The organism is Kutzneria buriramensis, assembly GCF_003387475.1.
In the GTDB taxonomy this organism is placed as follows: Bacteria; Actinomycetota; Actinomycetes; order Mycobacteriales; family Pseudonocardiaceae; genus Kutzneria; species Kutzneria buriramensis.
In genome coordinates this window covers 140,968-162,997 of the sequence record NZ_QUNO01000020.1, presented here as the reverse complement: position 1 = coordinate 162,997, position 22,030 = coordinate 140,968, and the positions used below count along the sequence as shown (strand labels likewise).

At 70.1% G+C, this 22,030-nt stretch carries 19 protein-coding genes; 9 read left to right on the top strand and 10 right to left on the bottom strand.

The window, feature by feature from the left end:
- Positions 1 to 77: 77 nt before the first annotated feature.
- The 3 genes from BCF44_RS44145 (at position 78) to BCF44_RS44135 (ending at position 2,911) form a co-directional block, all read left to right on the top strand.
- Positions 78 to 776: a 4-carboxy-4-hydroxy-2-oxoadipate aldolase/oxaloacetate decarboxylase gene (locus BCF44_RS44145; RefSeq protein WP_116180494.1), complete on the top strand. Its 699-nt coding sequence runs from the start codon at positions 78 to 80 to the stop codon at positions 774 to 776.
- A 176-nt stretch (positions 777 to 952) separates the two neighbouring features.
- Positions 953 to 1,951, top strand: a complete 999-nt coding sequence (locus BCF44_RS44140; protein WP_116180588.1) for a PrpF domain-containing protein — start codon at positions 953 to 955, stop codon at positions 1,949 to 1,951.
- Between the two features lie 12 nt (positions 1,952 to 1,963).
- On the top strand, positions 1,964 to 2,911 hold the full coding sequence (locus tag BCF44_RS44135; RefSeq protein WP_116180493.1) for a VOC family protein: 948 nt from the start codon (positions 1,964 to 1,966) through the stop codon (positions 2,909 to 2,911).
- A gap of 15 nt (positions 2,912 to 2,926) precedes the next feature.
- Here the strand turns inward: BCF44_RS44135 and BCF44_RS44130 are convergent, their stop codons facing one another.
- The 3 genes from BCF44_RS44130 to BCF44_RS44120 form a co-directional block, all read right to left on the bottom strand.
- On the bottom strand, positions 2,927 to 3,886 hold the full coding sequence (locus tag BCF44_RS44130) for a helix-turn-helix domain-containing protein (protein WP_116180492.1): 960 nt from the start codon (positions 3,884 to 3,886) through the stop codon (positions 2,927 to 2,929).
- Between the two features lie 48 nt (positions 3,887 to 3,934).
- Entirely contained in the window at positions 3,935 to 6,679 is a 2,745-nt protein-coding gene (locus tag BCF44_RS44125) for a helix-turn-helix transcriptional regulator (RefSeq protein ID WP_116180491.1), read from the bottom strand.
- A gap of 155 nt (positions 6,680 to 6,834) precedes the next feature.
- Positions 6,835 to 8,313, bottom strand: a complete 1,479-nt coding sequence (locus tag BCF44_RS44120; RefSeq protein ID WP_116180490.1) for an aldehyde dehydrogenase family protein — start codon at positions 8,311 to 8,313, stop codon at positions 6,835 to 6,837.
- A gap of 165 nt (positions 8,314 to 8,478) precedes the next feature.
- Between BCF44_RS44120 and BCF44_RS44115 the strand changes: the two genes are divergently transcribed.
- Positions 8,479 to 9,795 (top strand): FUSC family protein, encoded by a 1,317-nt coding sequence (locus tag BCF44_RS44115; protein WP_116180489.1) that lies wholly within the window; start codon positions 8,479 to 8,481, stop codon positions 9,793 to 9,795.
- Positions 9,796 to 9,855: 60 nt separating this feature from the next.
- Here BCF44_RS44115 and BCF44_RS44110 read toward each other — a convergent pair whose 3' ends face one another.
- The 3 genes from BCF44_RS44110 to BCF44_RS44100 form a co-directional block, all read right to left on the bottom strand.
- Positions 9,856 to 10,452, bottom strand: coding sequence for an SDR family NAD(P)-dependent oxidoreductase (locus BCF44_RS44110; protein ID WP_342775728.1), 597 nt, complete (start codon positions 10,450 to 10,452; stop codon positions 9,856 to 9,858).
- Positions 10,449 to 10,943, bottom strand: a complete 495-nt coding sequence (locus tag BCF44_RS44105; RefSeq protein ID WP_116180586.1) for an SRPBCC family protein — start codon at positions 10,941 to 10,943, stop codon at positions 10,449 to 10,451. Before BCF44_RS44105 ends, BCF44_RS44110 begins: the two co-directional genes overlap by 4 nt.
- A gap of 70 nt (positions 10,944 to 11,013) precedes the next feature.
- Positions 11,014 to 11,853 carry an LLM class F420-dependent oxidoreductase gene (locus tag BCF44_RS44100; protein ID WP_116180488.1) on the bottom strand — a complete coding sequence of 280 codons (840 nt, stop codon included), beginning with the start codon at positions 11,851 to 11,853 and terminating at the stop codon, positions 11,014 to 11,016.
- Positions 11,854 to 12,115: 262 nt separating this feature from the next.
- Here BCF44_RS44100 and BCF44_RS44095 point away from each other — a divergent pair, with 262 nt between their 5' ends.
- Both BCF44_RS44095 and BCF44_RS44090 read left to right on the top strand, forming a co-directional pair.
- Positions 12,116 to 12,928: a hypothetical protein gene (locus BCF44_RS44095; protein ID WP_246016170.1), complete on the top strand. Its 813-nt coding sequence runs from the start codon at positions 12,116 to 12,118 to the stop codon at positions 12,926 to 12,928.
- Positions 12,929 to 13,153: 225 nt separating this feature from the next.
- Positions 13,154 to 14,320 (top strand): HNH endonuclease signature motif containing protein, encoded by a 1,167-nt coding sequence (locus BCF44_RS44090; protein WP_147328867.1) that lies wholly within the window; start codon positions 13,154 to 13,156, stop codon positions 14,318 to 14,320.
- A 596-nt stretch (positions 14,321 to 14,916) separates the two neighbouring features.
- Here the strand turns inward: BCF44_RS44090 and BCF44_RS44085 are convergent.
- Positions 14,917 to 15,354: a cupin domain-containing protein gene (locus BCF44_RS44085; RefSeq protein WP_116180486.1), complete on the bottom strand. Its 438-nt coding sequence runs from the start codon at positions 15,352 to 15,354 to the stop codon at positions 14,917 to 14,919.
- Positions 15,355 to 15,582: 228 nt separating this feature from the next.
- Between BCF44_RS44085 and BCF44_RS44080 the strand changes: the two genes are divergently transcribed.
- The 3 genes from BCF44_RS44080 to BCF44_RS44070 all read left to right on the top strand — a co-directional run bounded on the left by BCF44_RS44080 (position 15,583) and on the right by BCF44_RS44070 (position 17,960).
- Complete coding sequence (locus tag BCF44_RS44080; RefSeq protein ID WP_211353509.1) at positions 15,583 to 16,314, top strand: FadR/GntR family transcriptional regulator; 732 nt, start codon at positions 15,583 to 15,585, stop codon at positions 16,312 to 16,314.
- A 269-nt stretch (positions 16,315 to 16,583) separates the two neighbouring features.
- A complete protein-coding gene (locus BCF44_RS57020) occupies positions 16,584 to 16,919 on the top strand; it encodes a galactose-binding domain-containing protein (protein ID WP_116180484.1) in 336 nt (111 codons plus the stop codon).
- 72 nt (positions 16,920 to 16,991) lie between these two features.
- Positions 16,992 to 17,960, top strand: coding sequence for a helix-turn-helix transcriptional regulator (locus BCF44_RS44070; protein ID WP_116180483.1), 969 nt, complete (start codon positions 16,992 to 16,994; stop codon positions 17,958 to 17,960).
- Here the strand turns inward: BCF44_RS44070 and BCF44_RS44065 are convergent.
- The 3 genes from BCF44_RS44065 to BCF44_RS44055 all read right to left on the bottom strand — a co-directional run bounded on the left by BCF44_RS44065 (position 17,939) and on the right by BCF44_RS44055 (position 21,963).
- Positions 17,939 to 19,816, bottom strand: a complete 1,878-nt coding sequence (locus BCF44_RS44065) for a WD40/YVTN/BNR-like repeat-containing protein (RefSeq protein ID WP_116180482.1) — start codon at positions 19,814 to 19,816, stop codon at positions 17,939 to 17,941. The two genes, BCF44_RS44070 and BCF44_RS44065, sit on opposite strands and share 22 nt — an antisense overlap.
- Positions 19,817 to 19,889: 73 nt before the next feature.
- On the bottom strand, positions 19,890 to 20,591 hold the full coding sequence (locus tag BCF44_RS44060) for a GNAT family N-acetyltransferase (protein ID WP_116180481.1): 702 nt from the start codon (positions 20,589 to 20,591) through the stop codon (positions 19,890 to 19,892).
- On the bottom strand, positions 20,584 to 21,963 hold the full coding sequence (locus BCF44_RS44055) for an FAD-dependent oxidoreductase (RefSeq protein WP_116180480.1): 1,380 nt from the start codon (positions 21,961 to 21,963) through the stop codon (positions 20,584 to 20,586). Before BCF44_RS44055 ends, BCF44_RS44060 begins: the two co-directional genes overlap by 8 nt.
- Positions 21,964 to 22,030 lie beyond the last annotated feature (67 nt).

Below are 22,030 nucleotides of genomic sequence, written 5' to 3'. Positions count from 1 at the left end.
GCACACAGCGGGCGGCTCGCGATCACCGCACTCCACGAGATGGGTAGGCGGCACAGCACTCAGGGAACGGAGTTGGCATGGACACCGTGGTGGTGACCGATGTCCCGCGGGCGTCGCTCGAGGCGATCGACCGGTTGGCGCCGTACGGAGTGGCGACCGTACACGAGGCGTTGGGGCGCATCGGGTTCGTGGGCCCCGGGCAACGGCCGACACACCTGGGCAACCGGATCGGCGGCTCGGCGGTCACGGTGTTGTCTTGGCCCGGGGACAACCTGATGATCCACGCAGCGGTGGAGCAGTGCGAACCGGGTGACGTCCTGGTCGTCACCACGACTTCTCCTTGCACGGATGGCATGTTCGGCGAACTGCTGGCCACGTCGTTGCAGGAGAGGGGCGTGCGGGGACTGGTGATCGACGCCGGCGTGCGGGACGTCGCGGAGCTGCACGCGATGGGGTTTCCGGTGTGGTCGAAGGCGATCAGCGCTCAAGGAACCGTGAAGTCGACCGCCGGCGCGGTGAATGTGCCGATTGTGGTCGGCACGCAGACGGTTCGACCCGGCGACGTGATCCTGGCCGACGACGACGGGGTGCTTTGCGTGCCGCGCGAACAGGTCGACCAGGCAATCGGACTGGCTCAGGCCAGGGTCCAGAAAGAAGAAGCGGCCCGGGAAGCATTCCGCGCCGGGCAACTCGGCCTCGACCGGTACGGGCTACGGGACAAGCTGGCGGCGCTGGGCGTTCGGTACGTGACCGCAGAAATGTACGCAACCCAGTGACGCCGAAGGCTGGAGGAAAGCAAAGGGCCAGAAGACCGCACGATTGACGACAACCGCCCGTTGCTGACGACGCAAGAGACCAAGGCCGCGCGAATGACGCAACCCACCCGTTGCGATGCAAGAGAGCGAGGCCGCGATTGACGACTACCTGCGCGTGAAAGAGGCGAGGTGTGGGGATGGCTGGGGTTCCGTGCATGCTGATGCGAGGTGGTACCTCGAAGGGGGCCTACTTCCTGGCCAGCGATCTGCCGGTGGATCGGGAGCGGAGGGATGATCTGCTGCTGAGGATCATGGGGAGCGGGGATCCGCGGCAGATCGACGGCATCGGCGGGGCGACGCCGTTGACCAGCAAGGTGGCGGTCGTCTCGCCGGGCACGGAGCCGGGTGCGGACGTCGACTATCTGTTCCTGCAGCTGGGGGTCGAAGAACGAACGGTCACGGATAGGCAGAACTGCGGGAATCTGCTGGCCGGAGTGGGACCGTTCGCGGTGGAGCGGGGTCTGGTGCCGGCGGGCAAACCGGTGCGGATCCGCATGGTGAACTCCGGCAGCGTTGCGACGGCACGGTTTCCGACGGAAGGGGCGGCGATCTCGGGGGTTCCGGGCACGGCGCCGGGAGTGGTGCTGGACTTCGAGGACACGGAGGGTCCGAGAGGGGTGCTGCCGACCGGCAACACCGTCGACACCATTGGCGGGGTGCGAGTGACGTGCGTCGACAATGGGATGCCGGTGGTTGTGGCCTGGGCGGAAGACCTCGGGATCACGGGATACGAGACGGTCGAGGAGCTTGCGGAGAATGCCGAGCTGACGAATCGCATCCAGGAAATGAGGCTGGGGGCGGCGGAACTGATGGGGCTGGACGACACGACGTCGGTGCCGAAGACGACGTTGATCGCGCCGCCCAGGGACGGCGGCACGGTCTGCACCCGGACGTTCATCCCGCTGGCACCGCACACGGCGATCGGCGTGCTCGGGGCGGTGAGTGTCGCTACGGCGCTGATGATCGAGGGCACGACGGGCCACGTGCTCACAGGTCGAAAGGCCAGAGTGGACGTCGAGCACCCTACCGGCCACCTCCAGGTGGAGGTCGAGCTGGACGAAACCGGCCGGGTGCGGCGCAGCGGCGTGCTGCGCACGGCCCGGAAGTTGTTCGACGGCAAGGTTTTCCCCCGCTGACAAGGAGATCCCATGGCCCCCAGGCACGACGTCGCGCACCTCGGGCATGTCGAGCTGCTGACCCCGGAACCCGAGCGCAGCCTGTGGTTCTTCACCGAACTCATGGGCCTCACGGAGAACGGCCGCGACGGCGACTCGGTGTACCTGCGCACGTGGGACGACTACGAGCAGTACAGCCTGATTCTCACGGCGAGCGACACCTCGGGCCTCCGGCGCACGGCGCTACGCACGTCCAGTCAGGATGCCCTCGACCGCCTTGCGGCCGCGATCCCGGACGGCCGTTGGCTGCTCGCCGGTGCCGGCATCGGACCGAGCTACCTGTGCACCGACCCGGACGGCCACGAGATCCAGCTGTACTGGGAAACCACCTGGTTCGAGGCCCCGACCGGGCTCAGGCCGTCGCTGAAGAACCAGCCGCAGGCCTACCCCGGCCGCGGCGTGTCCGTGCGGCGCCTGGACCACGTCAACTTCCTCGCCGCCGATGTCCCCGCCAACGGCCGCTTCGTCGCCGGCGCCCTCGGCGGCGAGGTCACGGAGCAGATCGTGCAGGACGACGGCGCGATCGCCGCGCAGTGGCTGCACTTCGGCAACAAGTCGTACGACCTCGTCTACACCAACGACTGGACCGGCAGCGCGGGCCGCCTGCACCACATCGCGTTCGCCACCGACACCCGCGAGGACATCCTGCGCGGCGCGGACATCTTCCTCGACAACGGCGTGTTCATCGAGACCGGCCCACACAAGCACGCCATCCAGCAGACCTTCTTCCTCTACGTCTACGAGCCCGGCGGCAACCGCGTCGAGCTGTGCAACCCGCTCACCCGCCTGATCCTCGCCCCCGACTGGCGGCCGATCAGCTGGACCCAGGCCGAACGGGCCAAGGGCCAGGCCTGGGGCCTGAAGACGATCGAGTCATTCCACACCCACGGCACTCCCCCGGTGCCGGCGAAGGCGTTGTAGGGCAAGGGAAACTGGTCAGCCGATGACCCGCCGGTACTGACCGGGGGCGCAGCCGTACTCACGGCGGAAGGCAGCGGAGAACTGGGCGGCGCTCTGGTACCCGCAGGCGAGCATCACCTGCTGAACGGTCTGCGAACTGTTCCGCAGCAGACTGGCGGCCTTGCGCATGCGCAGCCGCACGAGGTACCGGTGCGGTGTGGTTCCGGTGGAGCGCTTGAACGTCCGGAGCAGGTGGTACTTGCTCATGTTGGCCTGCCCGGCGAGATCGTCCAGGGTGACGTCCTCGTGCAGGTGTTCCCGCAGGTAGCCGAGCAGCGAATGCAGCGCGGTGCGCCCGAGCATGACGCGCGGCTCCTCCGGCCGGCGGCCCTGCACGGTGCACAACAGGTGCGCGGTAAGGGAATGCGCCAGCGAGTCGGCGTACAGCGGGCTGGCCCTGTGCTCGATGGCCTTGGCGATGACGTATCCCGTGGCGGTGATGAAACCGTCGTCGACGGCGAGCGAATCGGGCAGCTCGTGCGGGCGCAGCATGCCCATGCCGCCGAGTTCGTGGCTGATCTCGTCGACGAGATCCGGGTACAGGTACATGTGCACGGAATGCAGCGGCTCGGCCGACTTGGCCCGCCACCGCAGCGAACTGGTTCGCAGCGGCGCGGTCACACCGGTGGAGCCGGGCTGGTAGGCGGCGCTGTGCCAGCGCGGGCCGGACTTGGCCTCGATGGTGTAGGCGCCGTTGGTGACGACGACAACCAGCAGCGCGGCGCTCGGCGCGGTCTCGAACTCGTCGGCGACAGAGGGGTCGTGGTACGTGCGGGCCAGCATCGACCGCCAGCCGTAGCCGTCGCTGCCGGCGATCCGCCGCGACGGCAGCGCCCGGTCGGCGGTCAGCACGCCGGCCAGCGCCTCGCTGTGCGACATGGAGCCGCAGCCGACGGGCACCAGCGCGTCACCAGGCTGAGGCGCGGTGGCAGTCATGCCGGGATTGTCGCAGGCACGGGGCGACTAGCCGAAAGTAGTACGCGGTCAGCGGTTCTGAGCCGCGAGGGCGTCCCGCAGCGCGGCCCGCGAGGTGATGCCGAGCTTGGGGAAGATCTGGTACAGGTGCGCGCCGATGGTCCGGTGCGACAGGAACAGGCGCTCGCCGATCTGCTTGTTGGTGAGCCCGCTCGCGGCGAGTTCGGCGATCTCCTGTTCCTGCGGCGTGAGCAGCGACGCAGTGTTCTGCTGCGCGACCGGTTCGCCGGCGGCCCGCAGCTCGGTGGCGGCGCGGGCCGACCACGGTTCGGCGCCGAGCTGGTCGAAGGTGTCCAGAGCGGACCGCAGCCACACGCGCGACCGGGCGGTCAGTTTGGTCCGCCGCAACCGTTCGCCGAGCAGGAGGCGGGCCCGCGCGAGGTCGAACGGCCAGGTCCGGGCCTCGGGCACGCCGACGGCGGCCTCCAGGTGCTCGACGGCGAACTCGTCGTCCCCGTCCACCAGCGACTCCGCGCAGGCGACGAGCAGTGCCATCCGTGACGACAGCTTGGCGATCTCGGCTTCCCGCATGGCCCGCACGTGGGCACGGGCTTCGACCTGACGATTCGTTCGCACGGCCGCCTCGACCAGATCGAGCGCGGCCCACAACGCGTGCGGCACGTGCGAAGCCAGCGTGCCGGGCGGGTTGAACACGATGATCTGCTGGTACGCGGCCTCGAAGTCGCCCTGCCCGATCGCCGAGAGCCCGCGCGGGTGCTGCGCGAACAACTCCGCGCCGCGAGCGCCGCGCAACGCCGACCAGTTGACGACCTCGTCGCACAGGGCGCGGCTCGTCTCGAACTTGCCGCGCCGGGCGGCCAACACGGCGTGCACGTAGGCGAAGTACCAGCGGTAGAACCGGTAGCCGTGCTCCTCGCACACCTGCATGCCCTCGTCGGCGAGGGCCGAAGCCTCGTCCCACCGGCCGCTGAGGTAGTCGTCCAGGCACAGGTGCATGAGCGCCCCGAGGTGCCGCCGGACCGGGCCGCCGCCCTCCCGTCCCTGCCGGACCACCCGCCAACTCGGCTCCCGTACATCGGCGAGCCGGTCGAGGTACACCGAGGCCGATCCGACTCGAATGATCATCGTCGGATCGGGTTCGGTGGCGAGTTTCCGCAGCAACGCGTCCAATTCCGGGGCGGCGGCCACCCCGGTCCGGGCGGGGTCGGCGAACGTCCGGCAGCACACCGACAGCACCGCCGGCGGCGCGGGCCGCAGCCGGCCGACGGCGTCGAACAGCGTCGGCCAGAACTCGGTGGTGCCGCTGAACCAGCAGAACAGCAGCAAGGTGTGCAGCGCCTCGACGAGGGCGATGTCGTTGGCGTCGTAGCCGTGGTCGCCGGTCTGCACGGCCCCCATCAGCAGACGGAACGCGGTGCCGACCTCGCCGCCGCTGTTGATCAGCAGCAACGCCGCCGCGGCCGCCGCGTGCAGCGACTGCCCCTCGCCGGCGAGCGTCCGCGCACGGTCCAGCAGCTGGGAAGCGCTGCCCAGCTCGCCGGTCAGCTCCGCCGCGATGTACGCCGCCTCCGCCAACCGCCGGCTGCGATGCCGGCGCTCCGGTGTGAGGTCCGCGGCACGGATGAGGGCGTTGACCGCGCCGACCGCGTCCCCGCGCGTGAGGGTCGACCGCGCCGCCTCCTCCAGCATCGCCGCCACGTCCTCGTCGGCGGTGATCGTCGCCTCGGCGAGGTGCCACGCACGCCGTTCGGAATGGTCTTCCAGCACCTTCGCGACGCGCCGGTGTGCCTGCCGCAGCTCGACGCTGGTCGCCGCCGCGACCACCGCCGCGCCGATGAGCGGGTGCCCGAAGGTGATCCGGTTCGTCGCGGTGTCCACGGTGACGAGTCGGTCCCGCTCCGCGGCGGCCAGGTCGTCGACGGGGCCGATCGCGCGCAGAACCGCCAGGTCGCCGGTGCCGTCGAGGACGGCCAGCAGCAGGACCGCCCGTGTCGCCTCCGGAAGCGCCTGCACCCGCGTGAGAAACACCGCGTGCAGACGTTGACCCAGCGGCAACACGGGCGGCAGTGTTGCCATGGCGGCAAGCTGCGGGCCACTCAGCGCCGCCGGCAACTCCAACAGCGCCAACGGGTTTCCGGCCGCCTCGTCGAGCAGGCGCCGGCGCACCCGCGGCGCCAGCTCGGGGAAGTGCGAATCCAGCAGCGCGCCGGACGCCTCGGTGTCCAGCGGCAACAGCTCGTGCACGGGCATGCTGCCGCGTTCCGGGAACACACCCTCGCCGGGTCGGGCGGCGGTCAGCAGACCGACATCGCTTCCGACCAGGCGACGTGCGACGAAGCCGAGCACCGCGCCGCTGGCCCGGTCCAGCCAGTGCGCGTCGTCGACGATCAACCGCACGGCGATGTGCTCGGCGATGTGCCGCAACAGCAGCAGGACGGAGTTGGACAGCAGCAGCCGGTCGGGCGGCGTGCCCTGGTCGAAGCCGAGCGCCGCCTTCAGCGCGTCGCGGTGCAGCGGCGGCAGTGCGTCGAACTCCTCGTGCACCGGGAAAAGCAGCTGGTGTAGTCCGGAATAACTGATGTCGGCCTCGAACTCCACGCCGGCGGCACGCAACACGCGGTGCCCCGAGTCGGCGAACGCGGCCGTGACGGCGTCCAGCAGCGCGGTCTTGCCGACGCCGGCCTCGCCCAGCACCAGCAGCGCCCCGCCGCGCACGGGCGCTTCCTCGAAGTAGACACGGATCGTCTCGAGGTCGTGCGCTCGACCGACCAACCCGCGTCGCAAGCTGTCCATTGCGGCAAGGATCTACGACGTCGAGGGGCCCGCACCACTCCCAATCTTGCGTCGTTGTGACCGGAAGTTGCGTTCTGACCGGACGTCCGCGACCGGATTCCCGTATTGCCGGGCCCGGTGTCCACAGCGGACACCGGGCCTGGTCGCCGACGGCGTCAGAGCGGGTACTCGCTGTGCCGGTCGGCGACGGTCACCCAGCGGGTCTCGGTGAAGAAGTCCGCGCCCCACTGGCTGCCGAACCGCCCGAAGCCGCTGTCCTTCACGCCGCCGACCGGGGCCTGCGGGTCGTCGGCCACCGAGTGGTCGTTGACGTGCACGGCGCCGTGCTCCAGCCGCCGCGCCACGTCCAGGCCACGGGTGGCGTTCTCCGTGTACACGGCGCTGGAGAGGCCGTACTCGGTGTCGTTGGCCAGCGCGATGGCGTCGTCAACGGTGGCCACACGGTAGATCGTGGCCAGCGGGCCGAACGACTCCTCGTGGTAGAGGCGCATGTCCGGGGTGACATCGGCGACGACGGTGGCCGGATGGAACGCGCCCTCGGGAGCGCCGCTGCCGCGCAGCACGGTCGCGCCCTTGGACACGGCGTCCTGCACCAGCCCGGCGACCCGCTCCGCCGCCCGGGCGTTGATCATCGGCCCGACCAGCGTGCGCGGGTCGGTCGGGTCGCCCTGCACGACCCGGTCGACGGCGGCCAGGAACTTCTCGGTGAACTCGTCGGCGACCGACTCCAGCACGATGATCCGGTCCACACTCAGGCAGATCTGGCCGGAGTTGAAGAACTTCGCGAAGGCCACGCCGCGGGCCGCGTGGTCCAGGTCGGCGTCGTCCAGGACCACGATCGGGTTCTTGCCGCCCAGCTCGAGGATCACCGGCTTGAGGTAGGTGCCGGCGTGCCGTCCGACGATCCTGCCGACGGTGGTGGAGCCGGTGAAGTTGACCCGGCGCACCCGCGGGTTGGCGATCAGCGCCTCGACGACCTCGGGCGCGTCCGACCGCTCGTTGGTGACGACGGTGACCGCGCCGGCCGGCACGCCGGCCTCGATCAGGAGATCGGCGAGAAAGTAGCCCGAGGTGATCGGGGCATCCTCGCTGGGCCGGATGACCACGGGATTTCCGGTGGCCAGCGCGACCGCGACGGCGCGGGTGCACAGGATCAGCGGCCCGTTCCACGGCACGAACGCCGCGACCACGCCCGCCGGCGCGCCGACCGCCATCGACCACTTGCCGGGATCGTCGGTGGCGAGCATCTTGCCGGTCGGCTCGGTGGCCATGGTCGCCGCCTGCCGCAGCAGGTCCACGGACATGGAGACGTTGAAGGCGGCCCAGGCGCGGGTGCCGCCGGTCTCGCCGAGGAGCAGTTCGGTGAACTCGCCGACCCGCTCGGACAGGAGCTGCGCGGCGCGCTCGAGGATGAGCCGCCGCTGCGAGGCCGGTGTGCCGGCCCACTGGGGGAACGCCGCGTGCGCGGCGGCGATCACGCGGTCGACGTCCTCCTTGCCCGCGGCCGCCATCCGCGAGTGCACCTCGCCCGTGACCGGGTCGAGGTGCTCGGTGATCCGGCCCGACGCGGCGGGAATCTCGGTGTCGCCAATAAGCAGCCCACGTTCGATGGGCTGCGCTCCGACTGCGGTCATGTCGCATCTCCTGGCTTGCTGGGGTTTCGACCGCCGACGAGCCTGCCGCCGAGGTCTAGCTGCGACATCGGTCACATGACGGTGACGATGGCTCGGATGGACATGTGACTGTGGTGAGGCCGCGGCGAAACCCCGGACACTGTGTCCGGAAGCGAGGAGAAAGCCATGACAACGCCGATCCGCGCGCTGACGCGCCTGAAGCCGGCGCCGTCCCGGTGGCCGAATGCCTGGCGGTCTGGGGTGTGCGCCGCGATCGTCATCGGCACCGCGACCGCACTGGGCCAACCGGCGCTCGGTCTCGTGGCCAGCGTCGGCGCGTTCGCGCCGCTGTACGGCGGACGTGGTCCGGTGAGGCGGGAGGCGGTGGTCGTCGTCATCGCGGCGGTCGGCCTCGCGCTGGCGATGCTCGTCGGGTCGAGTGCCAGCGGGATTCCGTGGCTGGCGGTGATTCTGGTGGCGCTGTGGACGGCCGTTGCCAGCGCCGCGACGCAGATCCTGAACGCGCCGCCGCCGGGGCAGCTGATGTTCGTGCTGACGTGTGCGGTCGGCGCCGGTCTGCCCGCCGGCCATGCTGTCGGGTACGCGTGCGTCGTGCTGGTGGCCGGCGTTGTGGGGATTGTGCTGACGGTGTTGCGCCCGTGGCGGGCCGCTCCTGGCTGGGCTCCCCCGGTGATCATGTGGCGGCTGCACTGGGTGTTGCGGTCGCCGGTTCCGCGGGTGGCCTGGCGGACGGCGCTCGGTGTGGGGTCGGCCGGCCTGGCAGCGGTGGCGTTGGGGCTGTTCCATCCGTCCTGGGCGATGATCGCGGCGGTGGCCGTCCTCGCCCAGGGCACATATGCGGCCATCACCATCGAGCGGGCGCTGCTGCGCGGTGTGGGGGCGATCGCGGGCTGCGTGGTGGCTATCGGCGTGTTGCTGTGGCATCCGCGCGACTATGCCGCGGCGGTGCTCGTGGGCGGACTGTTGTGCATGATCGAGCTGACGGCGGCGAGGAATCATGCGCTGGCGATGGTGTTCATCACGCCGCTGTCGCTGACGTTGGTGACCGCTGGTGGAGCGCCGCTACCCGTACTGTCGACGACCGGCGCGCTGCTGACGGACACCGCGTTGGGCTGTGTCGCCGCCGTCATCGTCGGGCAGCTCGTGTCGACGACGTGGGTCGACAGGCAGTCCTTCTATGTCGTGAACGGTGTTCTGAAGGCGGCAACGGCCACTTTGGACGATCACGGGCGGGTCGCCGAGTTGACGCATGCCCGGGCCCGTGCGGCAATCGTCCGGCAGCGGATGATGGGTGAGCGGCGAGGAGTTCGGCCGGTGGCGGCGGCGTGGCAGGAACTGGCCGCCGATTGCGACGCGGTCGCCGGTCGGGTAATGGCCATTGTGGACGGTGAGTCGGCCGGCGCGGGTGAGGCGGCGGCGGAGATCCGGCGGCTGGCCGAACGCGCGGGACGGCAGTGGGCGCAAACCGGCCAGTCCCTCTGACACAGGAAAGCCGGGCGGTGCGCACCCCGATGCGCGCCGCCCGGCCATGTGCAGCGGGTCCTAGATGGCACCGCCGTTGGCGTAGACGACCTGGCCGTCGACCCAGCGCCCCGGGCCGGTGAGGAACGCGATGATGTCCCACCCGGCCAGCTCCCGGGCCAAGGTGAGGGTCATCGCCTCGACCGCGCCTTTGCTCGCGCCGTAGGCGGTGTAGCCGGGACGGCAGAACCGGGTGATGGAGCTGGAGAAGTTGACGATCGAGCCGCCGGGGCGGATGCGCCGCGCGGCCTGCTGGTTGACGACGAAGGTGCCGCGGATGTTGACCCGCAGGCTGGTGTCCAGCACGGCCAGGTCGAGGTCGACGAGCGGCGCCAGCGGCATCATGCCGGCCGCGTGCACCACGACGTCCAGGCCGCCGAACTCCTGCTCCACCTTGTCGAAGACGGCGGCGACGGCGATCTCGTCGGCGACGTCCGTCTGGAACGGCAGCGTCTGCGAGCCCGCGGCGGCGATCGCCGCGACGGCCTCGTCGGCCGCCTTGTCGTCGCCGACGTAGAGCAGCGGCAGGTCGCAGCCGTCGGCGGCGAGCCGCCCGGCGGTCTGCCGGCCGGTCCCTCTCGAGCCACCGGTGACGACGGCGACGCGTCCGTTGGTCAGGATGTCCTCACCTTCTTCTCCGCGAGCATGCCGAGGGCGTGCAGCCAGTGCCGGGTGATGTTGTCCGACCAGCTCGGCCGGCTCTCCCGGTATGCGGCGGCCACCGGCCCGACCGCGACCACCTCGGTGATCACGCGGGTGCACGGCCGGGCCGCGACCAGCAACCACGACTGGTAGACCTGCACCTCCGCGGCGATCGCGGTCCAGCCGACCCGGTTCGGCGGCCGGCACTCGGCGACGAGCACCTCGAACCGTTCACCGCGCATGTCGACGTCGAACGTGCACTGCGTCCGCAGTGGACCGCCGAGGTGGGTGATCGCGCTGACGCCCGGCACCCACGACGGCCACGCGGCCACGTCGGTGAGCACGTCGAACACGACCGCCGGCGGGGCCGGCACCGTGGTCTCCGCATGGCAGAAGCAGTCGGCCCGCTCGGGGGTGAACCCGGCGGGCCAGTGGATCAGTGGACGGCCCGCGTCGTCCTCCGTCATGACCTAGCCCTCTCGCCCGCGTCCGGAACGGGTACGGCGGTCACCGTGCCCGGCGGCGGGGCGGGTGGCTTCAGTCAGATGACTGGGCGAGCGACTGCCCGTCGATCAACTCGGCCCATCGGTCGAGGTGGTCGACGTCGTCGGCGCCGGAGGCGAGGGTGAACAGGCAGCGGTCGACGCCGGCATCGGCGAAGGCTCGCAGCATGGGGGCTTCGGGTATCGCGCTGAACAGCGTGACCGGAACGTCGCGGTGGGCCCTACGGCGGAGGTCGGCGATCCGGTCGGCGAGTTCCTGCACCGAGTCGAGGTGGCCGCACTGGGGCATCCAGCCGTCGCCGAAGGCGAGCACGCGGTCCTCGACGCCGGGGCCGTTGCCGCCGACGAGGACCGGTGGGTGGGGATGCCGGGTTGGCTTCGGCCATGACCAGATCGGGTCGAAGTTCGCGTGCGGGCCGTGGTGCTCGGCCTCGTCCTCCGTCCAGATCTGTTTCATCGCACGGACCCGGTCGGCGAGGACGGCCATCCGGTGGCGGGCGTCGGTGCCGTGGTTCGCGAGTTCGAGGTGGTTCCAGCCGGCGCCGACGCCGAACAGGAAGCGGCCGTCGGACATCCGGTCGACGCTGGCGACCTCCTTGGCCGTGATGATCGGATCCCGTTGCGGCACAAGGCAGACGGACGTGCCGAGCCTGAGAGTGGTGGTCACGGCCGAGGCGGCGGCGAGGGCGATGAAGGGATCGTAGGTGGCGGCGTAGTCGCGCGTGGGGCGGCCGTCGTCGCGGCGGCTGGCCACGGGGATGTGCGTGTGTTCGGCGTACCAGAGGGACTCGAAGCCGCGTTCCTCGACGGCGCGGGCGAGTTCGGCGGGCGGCAGGCCGTCGCAGCCGCCGAAGACGGCGATCCCCAGATCCATGGCGGGACACGGTAGCCGCGTCGGCGACTGGAGTGTGCGGATTTTCCGGAGTGGTCCGATGTGTGATGCGTGGACGCGTCAGCACGTGGTGAAGCATTCACATATGTGGCACGGAACTGGGGAGTTCCCGTTGACAGCGCAGGGTGACCGTTCTAGGGTCGTTACCCACAAGACATCGGATGTTCTGGCCCACTCGGGGCTCGTTCTACCGCCGCCCGATGTGTACCCCCTGTCGTACGCCGCCAGGAAGGACACATTGACGATGCCGGAATCCCTGCCCGGTTTCTCCCGTAGGACCGCACTTCGGGGGCTGGCCGTGACGGCGCTCGCCGCGCCGCTCGCGTTGCGCCCGCTCACCTCGGCGTTCGCCGCCACGACGCTGTGGCACCCGAACCCCGCCACGGACGGTCTGAACGCGTTCGAGGGCATCGAGGCCGACCGCGGAAACAAGCATCCCGACCGGAAGTACGTCGTCGTGGAGGGCGGCGACCACTACCGGTTCAACATCTGGGCCGACGACCGGGACACCACCGGCGGCGGCGACCGTCAGCGGACGGAGTCGAAAGGCATGGTGCAGAACGGCACCGTGCTGAAGATGCACAACGGCGAGACGTGGACCATCGCGTACGAGATGTTCATGCCGACCACGCTGCACGGGACCAGCAAGTTCACGCACATCTTCCAGACGAAGACGCCGGCGACCAACGCCGGGCCGTGGGTGACCATCGACCTGAGTCGCAGCGGCAGCAAGGAGATCATCCAGGCGCGGGCGTACGCGAACCCGGGATCGCCGGCGATCGCGTCGACGGACCTCGCGCCGTTGCGGAACAAGTGGATCACGGTGGAGTTGACGTTGACGATCGGGGCCAAGGGAGCTGCTTCGGCGGTGTTCCGGGACGGAGTGGGAGCTGGTGCACCGGTGGCTGCTCAGGGGCATTTGAGTGGGGTGAGCATTCCGGATCAGGGGGATTATGTGCGACCCAAGTGGGGGATCTACCGGTCCGTACAGAGTGCCAAGACGGACATTATTGACACGTATGTGTTGTTCAGGAATTACACCGCCAGCAAGGGGTAGCGGTGTAATTCGTGTGTAGGTCGCGTGGATTTTGCGTGGAGCCTCTGGACGATGGCCATGAGGGGCATCTCCGGGGCAGGCTACGCCTGCCCCTCACGCAGTAAAGCTTAGGCCATCGTCCCCCTCCACGCAAAATCCACGCTTATCGTGTTGTTGCCGGTTCTGCGCGACCGATCGCTCGATTATGCATGAAACAGTTCACCCGTTAGGGATTCGATTTGGATCTTGCAGGTCGGTATTCTTAGAGGCATGGAACTCACCCGAGAGTTGGAAAAAGCGGAGCCCAGCGGGGCCCTGCTCGACCTTCTCGCGGGGCTCGATCTGGACGCCCTTTCCGCCGACGAACGGGTCACCGTCACCATTCTCGCCCGCAAGATCAAGGCCTTCGCCGACTACGTGGAGTTGACTGTTCTGCGGAGTGTCGAGGACACCGCCGAGTTGGCGATGGCCATCACCGAACCCGAGCAGACCGTGGCCCGCCGCAAGGAGTTGACCGAGGATCTACGGACCCTGCCCCGCCTGATGGACCAGTTGCGGCAGGGGCGCCTGGACCTGCGCCGGCTCGAAGCGGTTCGCGATCGGGTCCGGAACCTGCCGTCCGTGGCACTCATCACCGAGGTCGAAGACACGCTAGTTGAGGCGGCTCCCGGCTTGACCCACTCCCAGTTGGGCCGGCGGACCACCGCCCTGGTCGCGCAAGCCGACCCCACCGGCTACGAACAACGCCACCAGAAAGCCAAAGCCGAGCGACGGGTGGAGATCCGGCCCCTGCCCGATGGCATGGCCCAACTCACCGCCGTGCTGCCCGCCGTCGAGGCCCGCATGGTCCACGACCTGCTCTGCGCCGACGCCAAAGACCTCCCCACCGACGAGCGCACCACCGACCAGAAACGAGCGGATGCCTTCCTGGACCGGTTCCTCGGCCAGGCCAAGGAACGTGACGTGCGGGTGCACGTCACCATCTCGATGGAGACCTTGATGGGGTTGACCGAAGACCCCGCCCTACTCGAGGGCTACGGCCCCATCTCCGCCGACACCGCCCGAGAGTTGGCCATGGACGGCATCTGGCGGGCGATCCTCCTCGACGAACACGACCACGCCGACACCATCGGCAAACACACCTACCGCCCCGGCCAACGCCTCAAAGAACTCGTCGGCGTCCGCGCCGGCAACATCTGCTCCGCCCCCGGCTGCACCCGCCCCATCCAAGAAGGCGACCACGTCACCCCCTGGCCCAAAGGCCACACCACACTCCCCAACCTCAAAGGCCTCTGCACCCGACACCACCACCTCAAACACGACACCCACAAAGCCACCGTCGACAACGACGGCACCCTGCACTGGACCACCCCGCTCAACCGCAGCTACACCACCACACCCCACAAATACTGACCGGCCAACCGGCCACATGACGCCGCCCCACCGGCGAGCCCCCCCATTGCCTAACCGTGCCACCGCCTAACCGTGCCACCGCCCCAACTCCATTCTCACCGCCCAACCTCCTCACCACGTCCCAGTTCCTTGACAACTCCACAGCGAACCGAAAACCCGCCAACGCACCTCCAGTAACCGCAAACTCGGGTCGATTTTGTGTGGAGGTGGACGATGGCCTAAGCTTTCCGCGCGAGGGGCAGGCGTAGCCTGCCCCGGAAAGGCTCCTCGAAGGCCATCGTCCAGAGGCTCCACACAAAATCGACCCGAACACCGCCACCAAAAACCGGGTCACCACCAGCCTTAAACGACCCCAAACCACGCCGCCCTAGAAACCACACCTCTCCAACTTCAAACGACCCCGAAACACGCCACCAAAAAAGCCACGTCTCCACCAGCCTCAAGCCAACCCAAAACACGCCACCCAAAACACGCGACACCCCAGCTCAAGCAATCCCCGAATCACACCACCCAAAAACGCCGCCACCCAAACCAAAACCACGCACAAAAAAAGGGGGCGCCCGCGACCAGCGCGGACGCCCCTCAGACACACCGGATCACTGGAACGAGCAGCCCGGGTTCGGCGCGTCGATGGCGACCGGCTGACCGGCCGGCGCCTCGTAGAGCACCTCCAGCACCACCGGCGTCGTGCCCAGGTTGCGTCCGATGTGGACGTACCCGTCGCCGGCCGTCTCGCTGATGACCTGCCCCGGCCGGTAGACGCCGTCGACCGAGCAGTCGGACTTGTTGTGGGTCAGCACGCCCGCCTTGACCACCGCGTACACCGGGCCCGGGTGGTAGTGCCAGCCGGTGGCGCCGCCCGGGTCCAGGGTGATCTCCTTGAACACGTAGTCCGTGTCCCCGATGACGTGGTCGAACAGGGTCACGGCGGTGATCCCGTGGCCCGGGGTGGCGTTCGCCGTTGCCGGCAGCACCGTCAGACAGAGGCCGGCCGCCGCCGCGACGGCGACGGCGGCACGGATGGTTGTACGCATGGATCAGCACTCCTAGCGAGACCCCAGTTGGCGCAGGTCACGCTAATGGACGAACGCCCGCCACCAGCCCGTTCGCCCCCTTCCCCGCCCGAACGTGCGGAATTCCCTGCCGCGCCGACAGCGCCCGGCCGAAGCCCGTGCGTACGACTTATCGCCGCAGGTCTTGCGTTCGCGCCCAGATTGGTCATGCTCATCCGCTCATGAGTCGTACTGATCGAGGGAGCCGCCGTGGGGGACGCCGCCGAGACCACCGGCAACGGCCGGTACCGGCCGGGCAACGAGCTGGTCGCGGAGCGGCTGCTCCAGCACATCGCCGAGCAGAACCTGCACGCCGGCGACCGGCTGCCGACCGAGCAGGGCCTGGCCGAGCTGCTGGGCACGACCCGGAACCAGATCCGGGAGGCGGTCAAGGTGCTGGCGGCGATCGGGCGGCTGAGCGTCCGCCGCGGCGCCGGCATCTTCGTGGCGGCGGCCGACAAGAGCACCGACGAAGAACTCGCGCACTTCCAGCCGACCGACATGGCGCACGTGTCGATGCTGCTGGACTTCCGCCGCCTGATCGAGGCCGAGACCGCGCGCCGGGCGGCCTCGCCGGCCACGCCGATCCAGGTGCGGGCGATCCGCGACAGCGCCCAGGAGTCGCTGACCACCGGCGCCGCCAACGGCGCGAAGGCCTTCGCCCAGGCCGACAAGCAGTTCCACGACGCGGTGGCGATCGCCGCCGACAACGTCTTCCTCCAAGCCGACGTCGTCAACATCGGGCGCTTCGCCGCCCAGACCGACACCCTGCTGTTCCACGGGAACGTGCCGGGCTCGCTGGAGGTCGCCGGCCGGCAGCACGTCGCCATCGCCGAGGGCGACCCGGACCGGGCCGTGCAGCTGATGACCGCGCACGTCGACACCACCCAGCGCCAGTTCGAACGCAAGATACGCAACCGGATGTTCAAGATGAACGACTGACCCGCCGCACGACCAACTACCCCTGGGACGGCCCGAACCACGCCGCGACCCGGTGTGGCGATGCCCCCTGCCCGCGCACAACCCTCCACACTGGACAGACCTCGAAGGTCACGCACGTCGAGTCGCACCGGATCCACGTTCCCCCGACGCAGCCGCCGTTCCACTGGCGGGACGGCCTGGCCGGCAGCCCGTCCCACACCGACGGCCTCGCCATCCTGGGCAGCACCTTCCAGCACCTCGGCGCGGCCGGCCTGCAACTCGGCCAGTACGTGCACAACTCGTCGATCACCGGCAACACGGCCACCAACCGGTACCGGTGGTCGTACCAGGTGGATCTGCGACAGGCGCAGTCGATCGACGTGGTGTCGCTGCTGATGCCGGCCGACAAGTTCGCCACCCGGTTCCACATCGACGTGTCGCTGGACGGATCCACGTACTACACCGCCGCGCGCCGGGTGGACAGCGCCGGCGGCATCACCGGTGTCCAGCTCGACCAGACGGTCAGGGCCCGCTACGTCAAGGCCGTCGCCGACCGGCCCGACGAGGGCGGTCAGACCGGCGGCCAGATGGCCGTGAGCGAACTGGCGGTGCACGGCTCGCGGTGAGGCGGCTCCGCGGCGGCCGGCCCACGCGCATTACCCTGCGCGTGGGCCGGTTTCTCGACGTCAGGAGGCGCGATGCTCGCAGCGCTGGGCATGACCGTGGCCGAGGAGCGGGTGTACCGGGAAGTGATCGCCGCTCATCGTGTGGCCACCGACGAGCTCGCCGCGCGGCTGGCCGTCACGCCCGGGGAACTGGCGCCGATACTGGACAATCTGGTGGACAAAAGCCTGATCAGCCGGGCCGGCGGGGATTTCCTGCCCGCGCCGCCGGACGTCGCCCTGGGGCCGCTGCTCGTGCACGGGCAGGCCGCCCTGGAACAGGCCCGCGCGGCGGTGGGCCAACTGGCCGAGCAATACCGCAACGACGTGCGGCGGCGGGACTCGATCCAGCTGGTCGAGGTGGTCACCGGCGCGGAGGCGATCCGGCAGCAGGCGCTGCGACTCCAGCGCGGGGCCCGCGAGGAGATGCTCTGGTTCTGCCGCAAGAGCCCCATCGCCATGGCGTCCTCGGAGAACGAGGAGGAGTTCCTGGCGCTGGCCCGGGGCGTGCGGTACCAGGTCGTCTACGAGGCCGACATGCTGGACGAGCCGGAGGCGCTGAGCGGGCTGGCCGAGGGCATCCGGGCCGGCGAGGAGGCCCGGACGATCTCCTCGGTGCCGGTCCGGCTGGCCATCGCCGACCGGGAGGTCGCGCTGTGCCCGCTGGGCGACGAGACCGGCGAGCCGACCGCCGCGCTGGTGCAGGGGACGAGCCTGCTCACCGCGCTCATCGCCCTGTTCGAGAACTACTGGAACCGCGCCGCGCCGGTGCGGATCGACGAGTCGACGGACGGGCCGCTCACCGCCGACCAGCTGCGACTGCTGTCGCTGCTGGTCGGCGGCGTGAGTGACAAGTCGATCGCCACGCAGATGCGGGTGAGTCAGCGGACCGTGCAGCGCCGCGTGCAGGACCTCATGCAGCGGGCCAATGTCCGCAACCGGATGCAGTTGTCGTGGCAGGTCGGCAAGCTCGGCTGGCTCGATCAGCCCAGCGGCAGCCGGTAGATGCCGCTCGACCCCGTGCCGACGAACAGCCAGTCCCCGGTGGTCAGCAGCGATCGGACGTCCCGATCGGGCAGGCCGGCGGACAGGTCCGTCCAGTGCTGGCCATCCCGGCTGCGGAGCAAGCCGTGCCCCGGGCCGTTCGGGCCCGAATGCGAGCCGACGTACACGGATCCGTCCGGGCCGAGGGCGACGGCGTCGTAGTCGGCGGTGAGGCCGCTGTCCGTGAAGGTCTTGCCGCCGTCGCGACTGATCTTCACGATCTTGTCGCCGACGGCGACGACCGTGGTGCCCTGGACGGCAACGCCTTCCACGTTGCCGGCGAACACCTTTACAGCAGTCACGCCGGAATCGGTGCTGTGGAACAGCCCCGCGTGGTCGGCGATCCACACCGAGCCGTGAGCGTCCGTCGCGACCGCCCACGCCCCGTCGGCGCCGTCGTAGCTGCGCGGCGTCAGCGTCTTGCCGCCGTCGGTGCTGGTGTAGAGGCTGGCGCTGGTGAGGTACGTGGCGACGTAGATCGTGGACGGATCGGCGGCGACGGATCGGGTTCCGCCGGGGACCATCGGAGCGGTGGCCTGCCAGGTGGCGCCGCCGTCGTGCGAGCGTTCCAGCGAGATGCACGGGTCCGGGCAGAAGGCGTTGCGCACCCGCACCATGTCCTTGCCGGGCAGCGCCGCCAGACCGCCGATGCCGTTGCCGATGGTGGCCGGGGCCTTCCCCGTCCAGCCCCAGTCCTGGTACCCGGCGGGCAACCGGTTGCCCAGCGCCGAGGTCGACCGGTAGCTGTCCACGGACGTGCCGGCGACCAGTGCGGAACCCGACACCGCCATGGCGTTCACGCTCGCGGCCGGCACGCCGATGCGCCGGAACTTGGCGGAGTCGGTGGTGGTGTAGATGCCGGCGGCGGCGCTGATCACCAGTTCGCGCGGGCGATCGGGGAAGCTGCCCAGGTCCGAGTACAGGTCGAGGGCGGGCAGCGCGGCCGGCTCGGCGGTCCAGTGCCGGCCGTTGTCGTGGCTGACCCAGGTGTTCTTGCGGGCGGACGTGCCGTCGCTGGGTTGCAGCGTCTGGGTCTGGATGTCGCCGCCGGGCGTGATCGCCAGGAAGCTGACCCAGTCCGTGCCCCACGGACCGGTCATCGGCCGCCAGCTCCGGCCGCCGTCGGTGGAGATCACCGCGCTGCCGTCACGTTCCTGCGACGCCACCACGACCTGCCCGCGCCCCGCGAGGTACTCGACGAAGATGTCGCCGGGCACAGGGAGCTTGGCAGTGCTGCCGTTGTCGATCCGGTAGACGGCGTTGTCCGTGGCGACGAACAGCGTGCTGCCGTCGAGAACGAGTCGCTTCGCGCCGGCCGGCGAGCCCGACAGGAGCCGCCAGTGCGCGCCGCGGTCGTCGCTGGCGAACACCCCGGACGTGCCGGCGGCGTAGACCTTGCGGCCGGACGTCGCCACGTCGGTGATGTCGGCCTTGTCGTCCAGGATCGGCCGGAACGTCCGCGCGCCGTCGCTGCTGCGGAACACATGCCCCTCGCCGCCGCCGAGCACGCTCGCCGCGACGTACACGACGTCGCCGTCGGTCGGGTCCGCGGCGATGTGGTCGCCGCTCATGTTCGGCGTGCCGAGCTGCGCCGGCTTCGCCCACGTCACGCCGTGGTCGTCGCTGCGGAAGACGCGGTCCGCACCGTCGGGCAGGACGAACAGGCGGGCCGGCGCGGCCGGCGTGAAGGCCAGGTAGCCGCCGCTGGCGTTCGGCCCCATCGACGTCCACTGCGGCTGTGCGGCCGAAGCGGGCGCGACCACTGTGGCGGCCAGTGCCGCCGCAAGCCCCATCGAGAGCAGGAAACGATGCTGCATGTGATCAGCATTGGCGACGCTTCGAGGCGCTGTCACTGTCCGAATTGCGACACGTCGCATGCCCGCCAACGCGTCACACGGCGAGCAGCCGGTAGTGCGCCACGGTCGTGAATCCCATGCGGCGGTACACCGCCTCCCCCATCGCGCTGGCGGTGAGCGCCCCGAGCCGCAGGCCACGTTCACGGCCGGCGACCAGCGCGGCGGCGGTGACGGCAGTGCCGATGCCCCGGCGGCGGTAGTCGGGATGCGTGCCGACGAGGTACACCGTGGTCACGCCGTGGCTCAACCACCCCACCGCCGTGGCGGCGAGAAAGCCGTCGACGCGGGCCTCGAACCGGAGCACGTCGAGGGTCGATTCCCGTTCGACGGCACGGGGAACGTCGTGGATGTGTGAGACCTTCGAATACGCGGTCACGAATTCGGTCACGTCATCGGCGGGACCGATGCGCACCCCGTCCGGCACGGCGAAGTCCACCCGGTCCAGGTCGATGGTCATCACCGGCAGCCGGAACACCTCCGTCGCGCCACGGGCGAGAAGCTCGTCGGCCAGGCCGGCAGAGCTGTCCGGGCCGACCCACCACGTCCACGGCACGCCGGCGAGGCGCCGCCTCGCCTCGGCGATCGCCTCCTCGACGGGCACGCCACGGCTGCGCACCACGCCGTTCAACGGCGGATGCGCGACGCCACTGCGGTAGATCACCAGGTCGCCGTCGGGCGGGTGCGTGGGATCCCAACCGCGCAGGTACGCCCGGTTGGCCGCGAAGACGTCAGGCACGCTTGCGCGCCCGCCGATTCACCATGAACGCCCGCAGCAGAACTCCCGGCTTGGCCAGCGTGCCGGGGTGTTTGAGCATGTAGGTGACCTCGTCGAAGCGGCGGCTGATGTCGGTGTCGTGCACGGCGGCGGCGGTGACCTGGCCGCCGATCCGCTTCATCAGCCAATACCCGCGCGGATACGGCCCGTCGACGTGCGGCAGCTCCAGGTCGGCGCGGGTCGAGGTCTCCCACGCCGCGTCGACCAGGACCTTCTGCAACGCGAAGAACTGGCGCGCGGGCCGGGACAGATCCGGCCGCGAGCGCAGGTACTCCGACAGTGCCGAGGCGTGCAGAATCGCCGACGACATGCCCTGGCCGTACACCGGGTTGAACGAGGCGACGGCGTCGCCGGTGGCGATCAGCCGCGCCGGAAGCCGGCGCAGGGCGTGGAAATCGCGGCGGCGGCTGTCGGCGTGCCGGTACGTCTGCGGCTCCCCGACCGGCTCCTTGGCCGCCACCTCCCCGAACTCGGCGGGATAGCCGGCGCAGAACCGCCGGAGGTCCTCGATCGTCCGCCCGGGCTTGCTGTCCTTGAAGCCGGCCACCAGCACCTGCCACCGGTCGCCCTCGATCTGGATGAAGTTCGCACCGGTGGCGTCGGTGGAACCGCCCGTCGCCCCGTAGGCGATCACGGCGTTGAGGTCGAAGTCGTCGTGGTTCCGGTGGAACATCGTGGTGGCGTAGTTGACGTCCACGTGCATCCGCTGCATCGCCGGCCGCTGCCAGCCGGCCTGCTCCAGCCAGTCGCTCAGCCGGCTGGACCGCCCCATCGCGTCCACCACGAAGTCGGCCCGCTCCACGGTCTCCGCGCCGTCGGCCTCGACCCGCACGCCGGTGACCGCGCCGCCGTCGAAGTCCAGGCCGGCGGCCCGCCCGACGATCGACTTCACGTTGGGCAGCGCCAGCGTCCGGCGGCGCATCTGCGCCTCCAGGAACGGGCGGCTGCCGGTGAGGAAGTTGGTCTGCGAACCGGCCGCCTTGCGCACGCCGCTGATATACGTGCGGCGAACCGACGCCGCCGCCATCCGGCCGCCGGCGGCCAGCGTCTGCTCGGTGAATCCCGGGAACCAGCGCTCCAGCTGCACGAGCCCGCTGGGCAGCAGGCCGTGGATCTGGTTGCCCTGCGGCACACCCGGCCGCGGCTCGGTGCTCGCGCCGGGATCATCGCGTTCGACGATGACCACGCTCTCGGCGTGATCAGCGAGGATGCGCGCGGCCAGCAGACCGGCGACGCTGCCGCCGAGCACGATCGCAGTGCCGAGCACCAGCGGGGTGTCGGTCGGCGGGTTCGGGTCGCTGAGGCGGGCGAAGACCGCCGCGGGTGAGGCCATGCAACGATTTTACTGGCGGTAGCCGCCCGGTCACGCCCGGACGCCAGCTCGGGCAGTCGGGCCTGGT

Coding starts and splice junctions, on each gene's coding strand:
- BCF44_RS44065 (WP_116180482.1), bottom strand. CDS start 19,816: ATGCAGCATCGTTTCCTGCTCTCGATGGGGCTTGCGGCGGCACTGGCC.
- BCF44_RS44070 (WP_116180483.1), top strand. CDS start 16,992: ATGCTCGCAGCGCTGGGCATGACCGTGGCCGAGGAGCGGGTGTACCGG.
- BCF44_RS44115 (WP_116180489.1), top strand. CDS start 8,479: ATGACAACGCCGATCCGCGCGCTGACGCGCCTGAAGCCGGCGCCGTCC.
- BCF44_RS44135 (WP_116180493.1), top strand. CDS start 1,964: ATGGCCCCCAGGCACGACGTCGCGCACCTCGGGCATGTCGAGCTGCTG.
- BCF44_RS44055 (WP_116180480.1), bottom strand. CDS start 21,963: ATGGCCTCACCCGCGGCGGTCTTCGCCCGCCTCAGCGACCCGAACCCG.
- BCF44_RS44120 (WP_116180490.1), bottom strand. CDS start 8,313: ATGACCGCAGTCGGAGCGCAGCCCATCGAACGTGGGCTGCTTATTGGC.
- BCF44_RS44125 (WP_116180491.1), bottom strand. CDS start 6,679: ATGGACAGCTTGCGACGCGGGTTGGTCGGTCGAGCGCACGACCTCGAG.
- BCF44_RS44140 (WP_116180588.1), top strand. CDS start 953: ATGGCTGGGGTTCCGTGCATGCTGATGCGAGGTGGTACCTCGAAGGGG.
- BCF44_RS44130 (WP_116180492.1), bottom strand. CDS start 3,886: ATGACTGCCACCGCGCCTCAGCCTGGTGACGCGCTGGTGCCCGTCGGC.
- BCF44_RS44145 (WP_116180494.1), top strand. CDS start 78: ATGGACACCGTGGTGGTGACCGATGTCCCGCGGGCGTCGCTCGAGGCG.
- BCF44_RS44095 (WP_246016170.1), top strand. CDS start 12,116: ATGCCGGAATCCCTGCCCGGTTTCTCCCGTAGGACCGCACTTCGGGGG.
- BCF44_RS44100 (WP_116180488.1), bottom strand. CDS start 11,853: ATGGATCTGGGGATCGCCGTCTTCGGCGGCTGCGACGGCCTGCCGCCC.
- BCF44_RS44105 (WP_116180586.1), bottom strand. CDS start 10,943: ATGACGGAGGACGACGCGGGCCGTCCACTGATCCACTGGCCCGCCGGG.
- BCF44_RS44085 (WP_116180486.1), bottom strand. CDS start 15,354: ATGCGTACAACCATCCGTGCCGCCGTCGCCGTCGCGGCGGCGGCCGGC.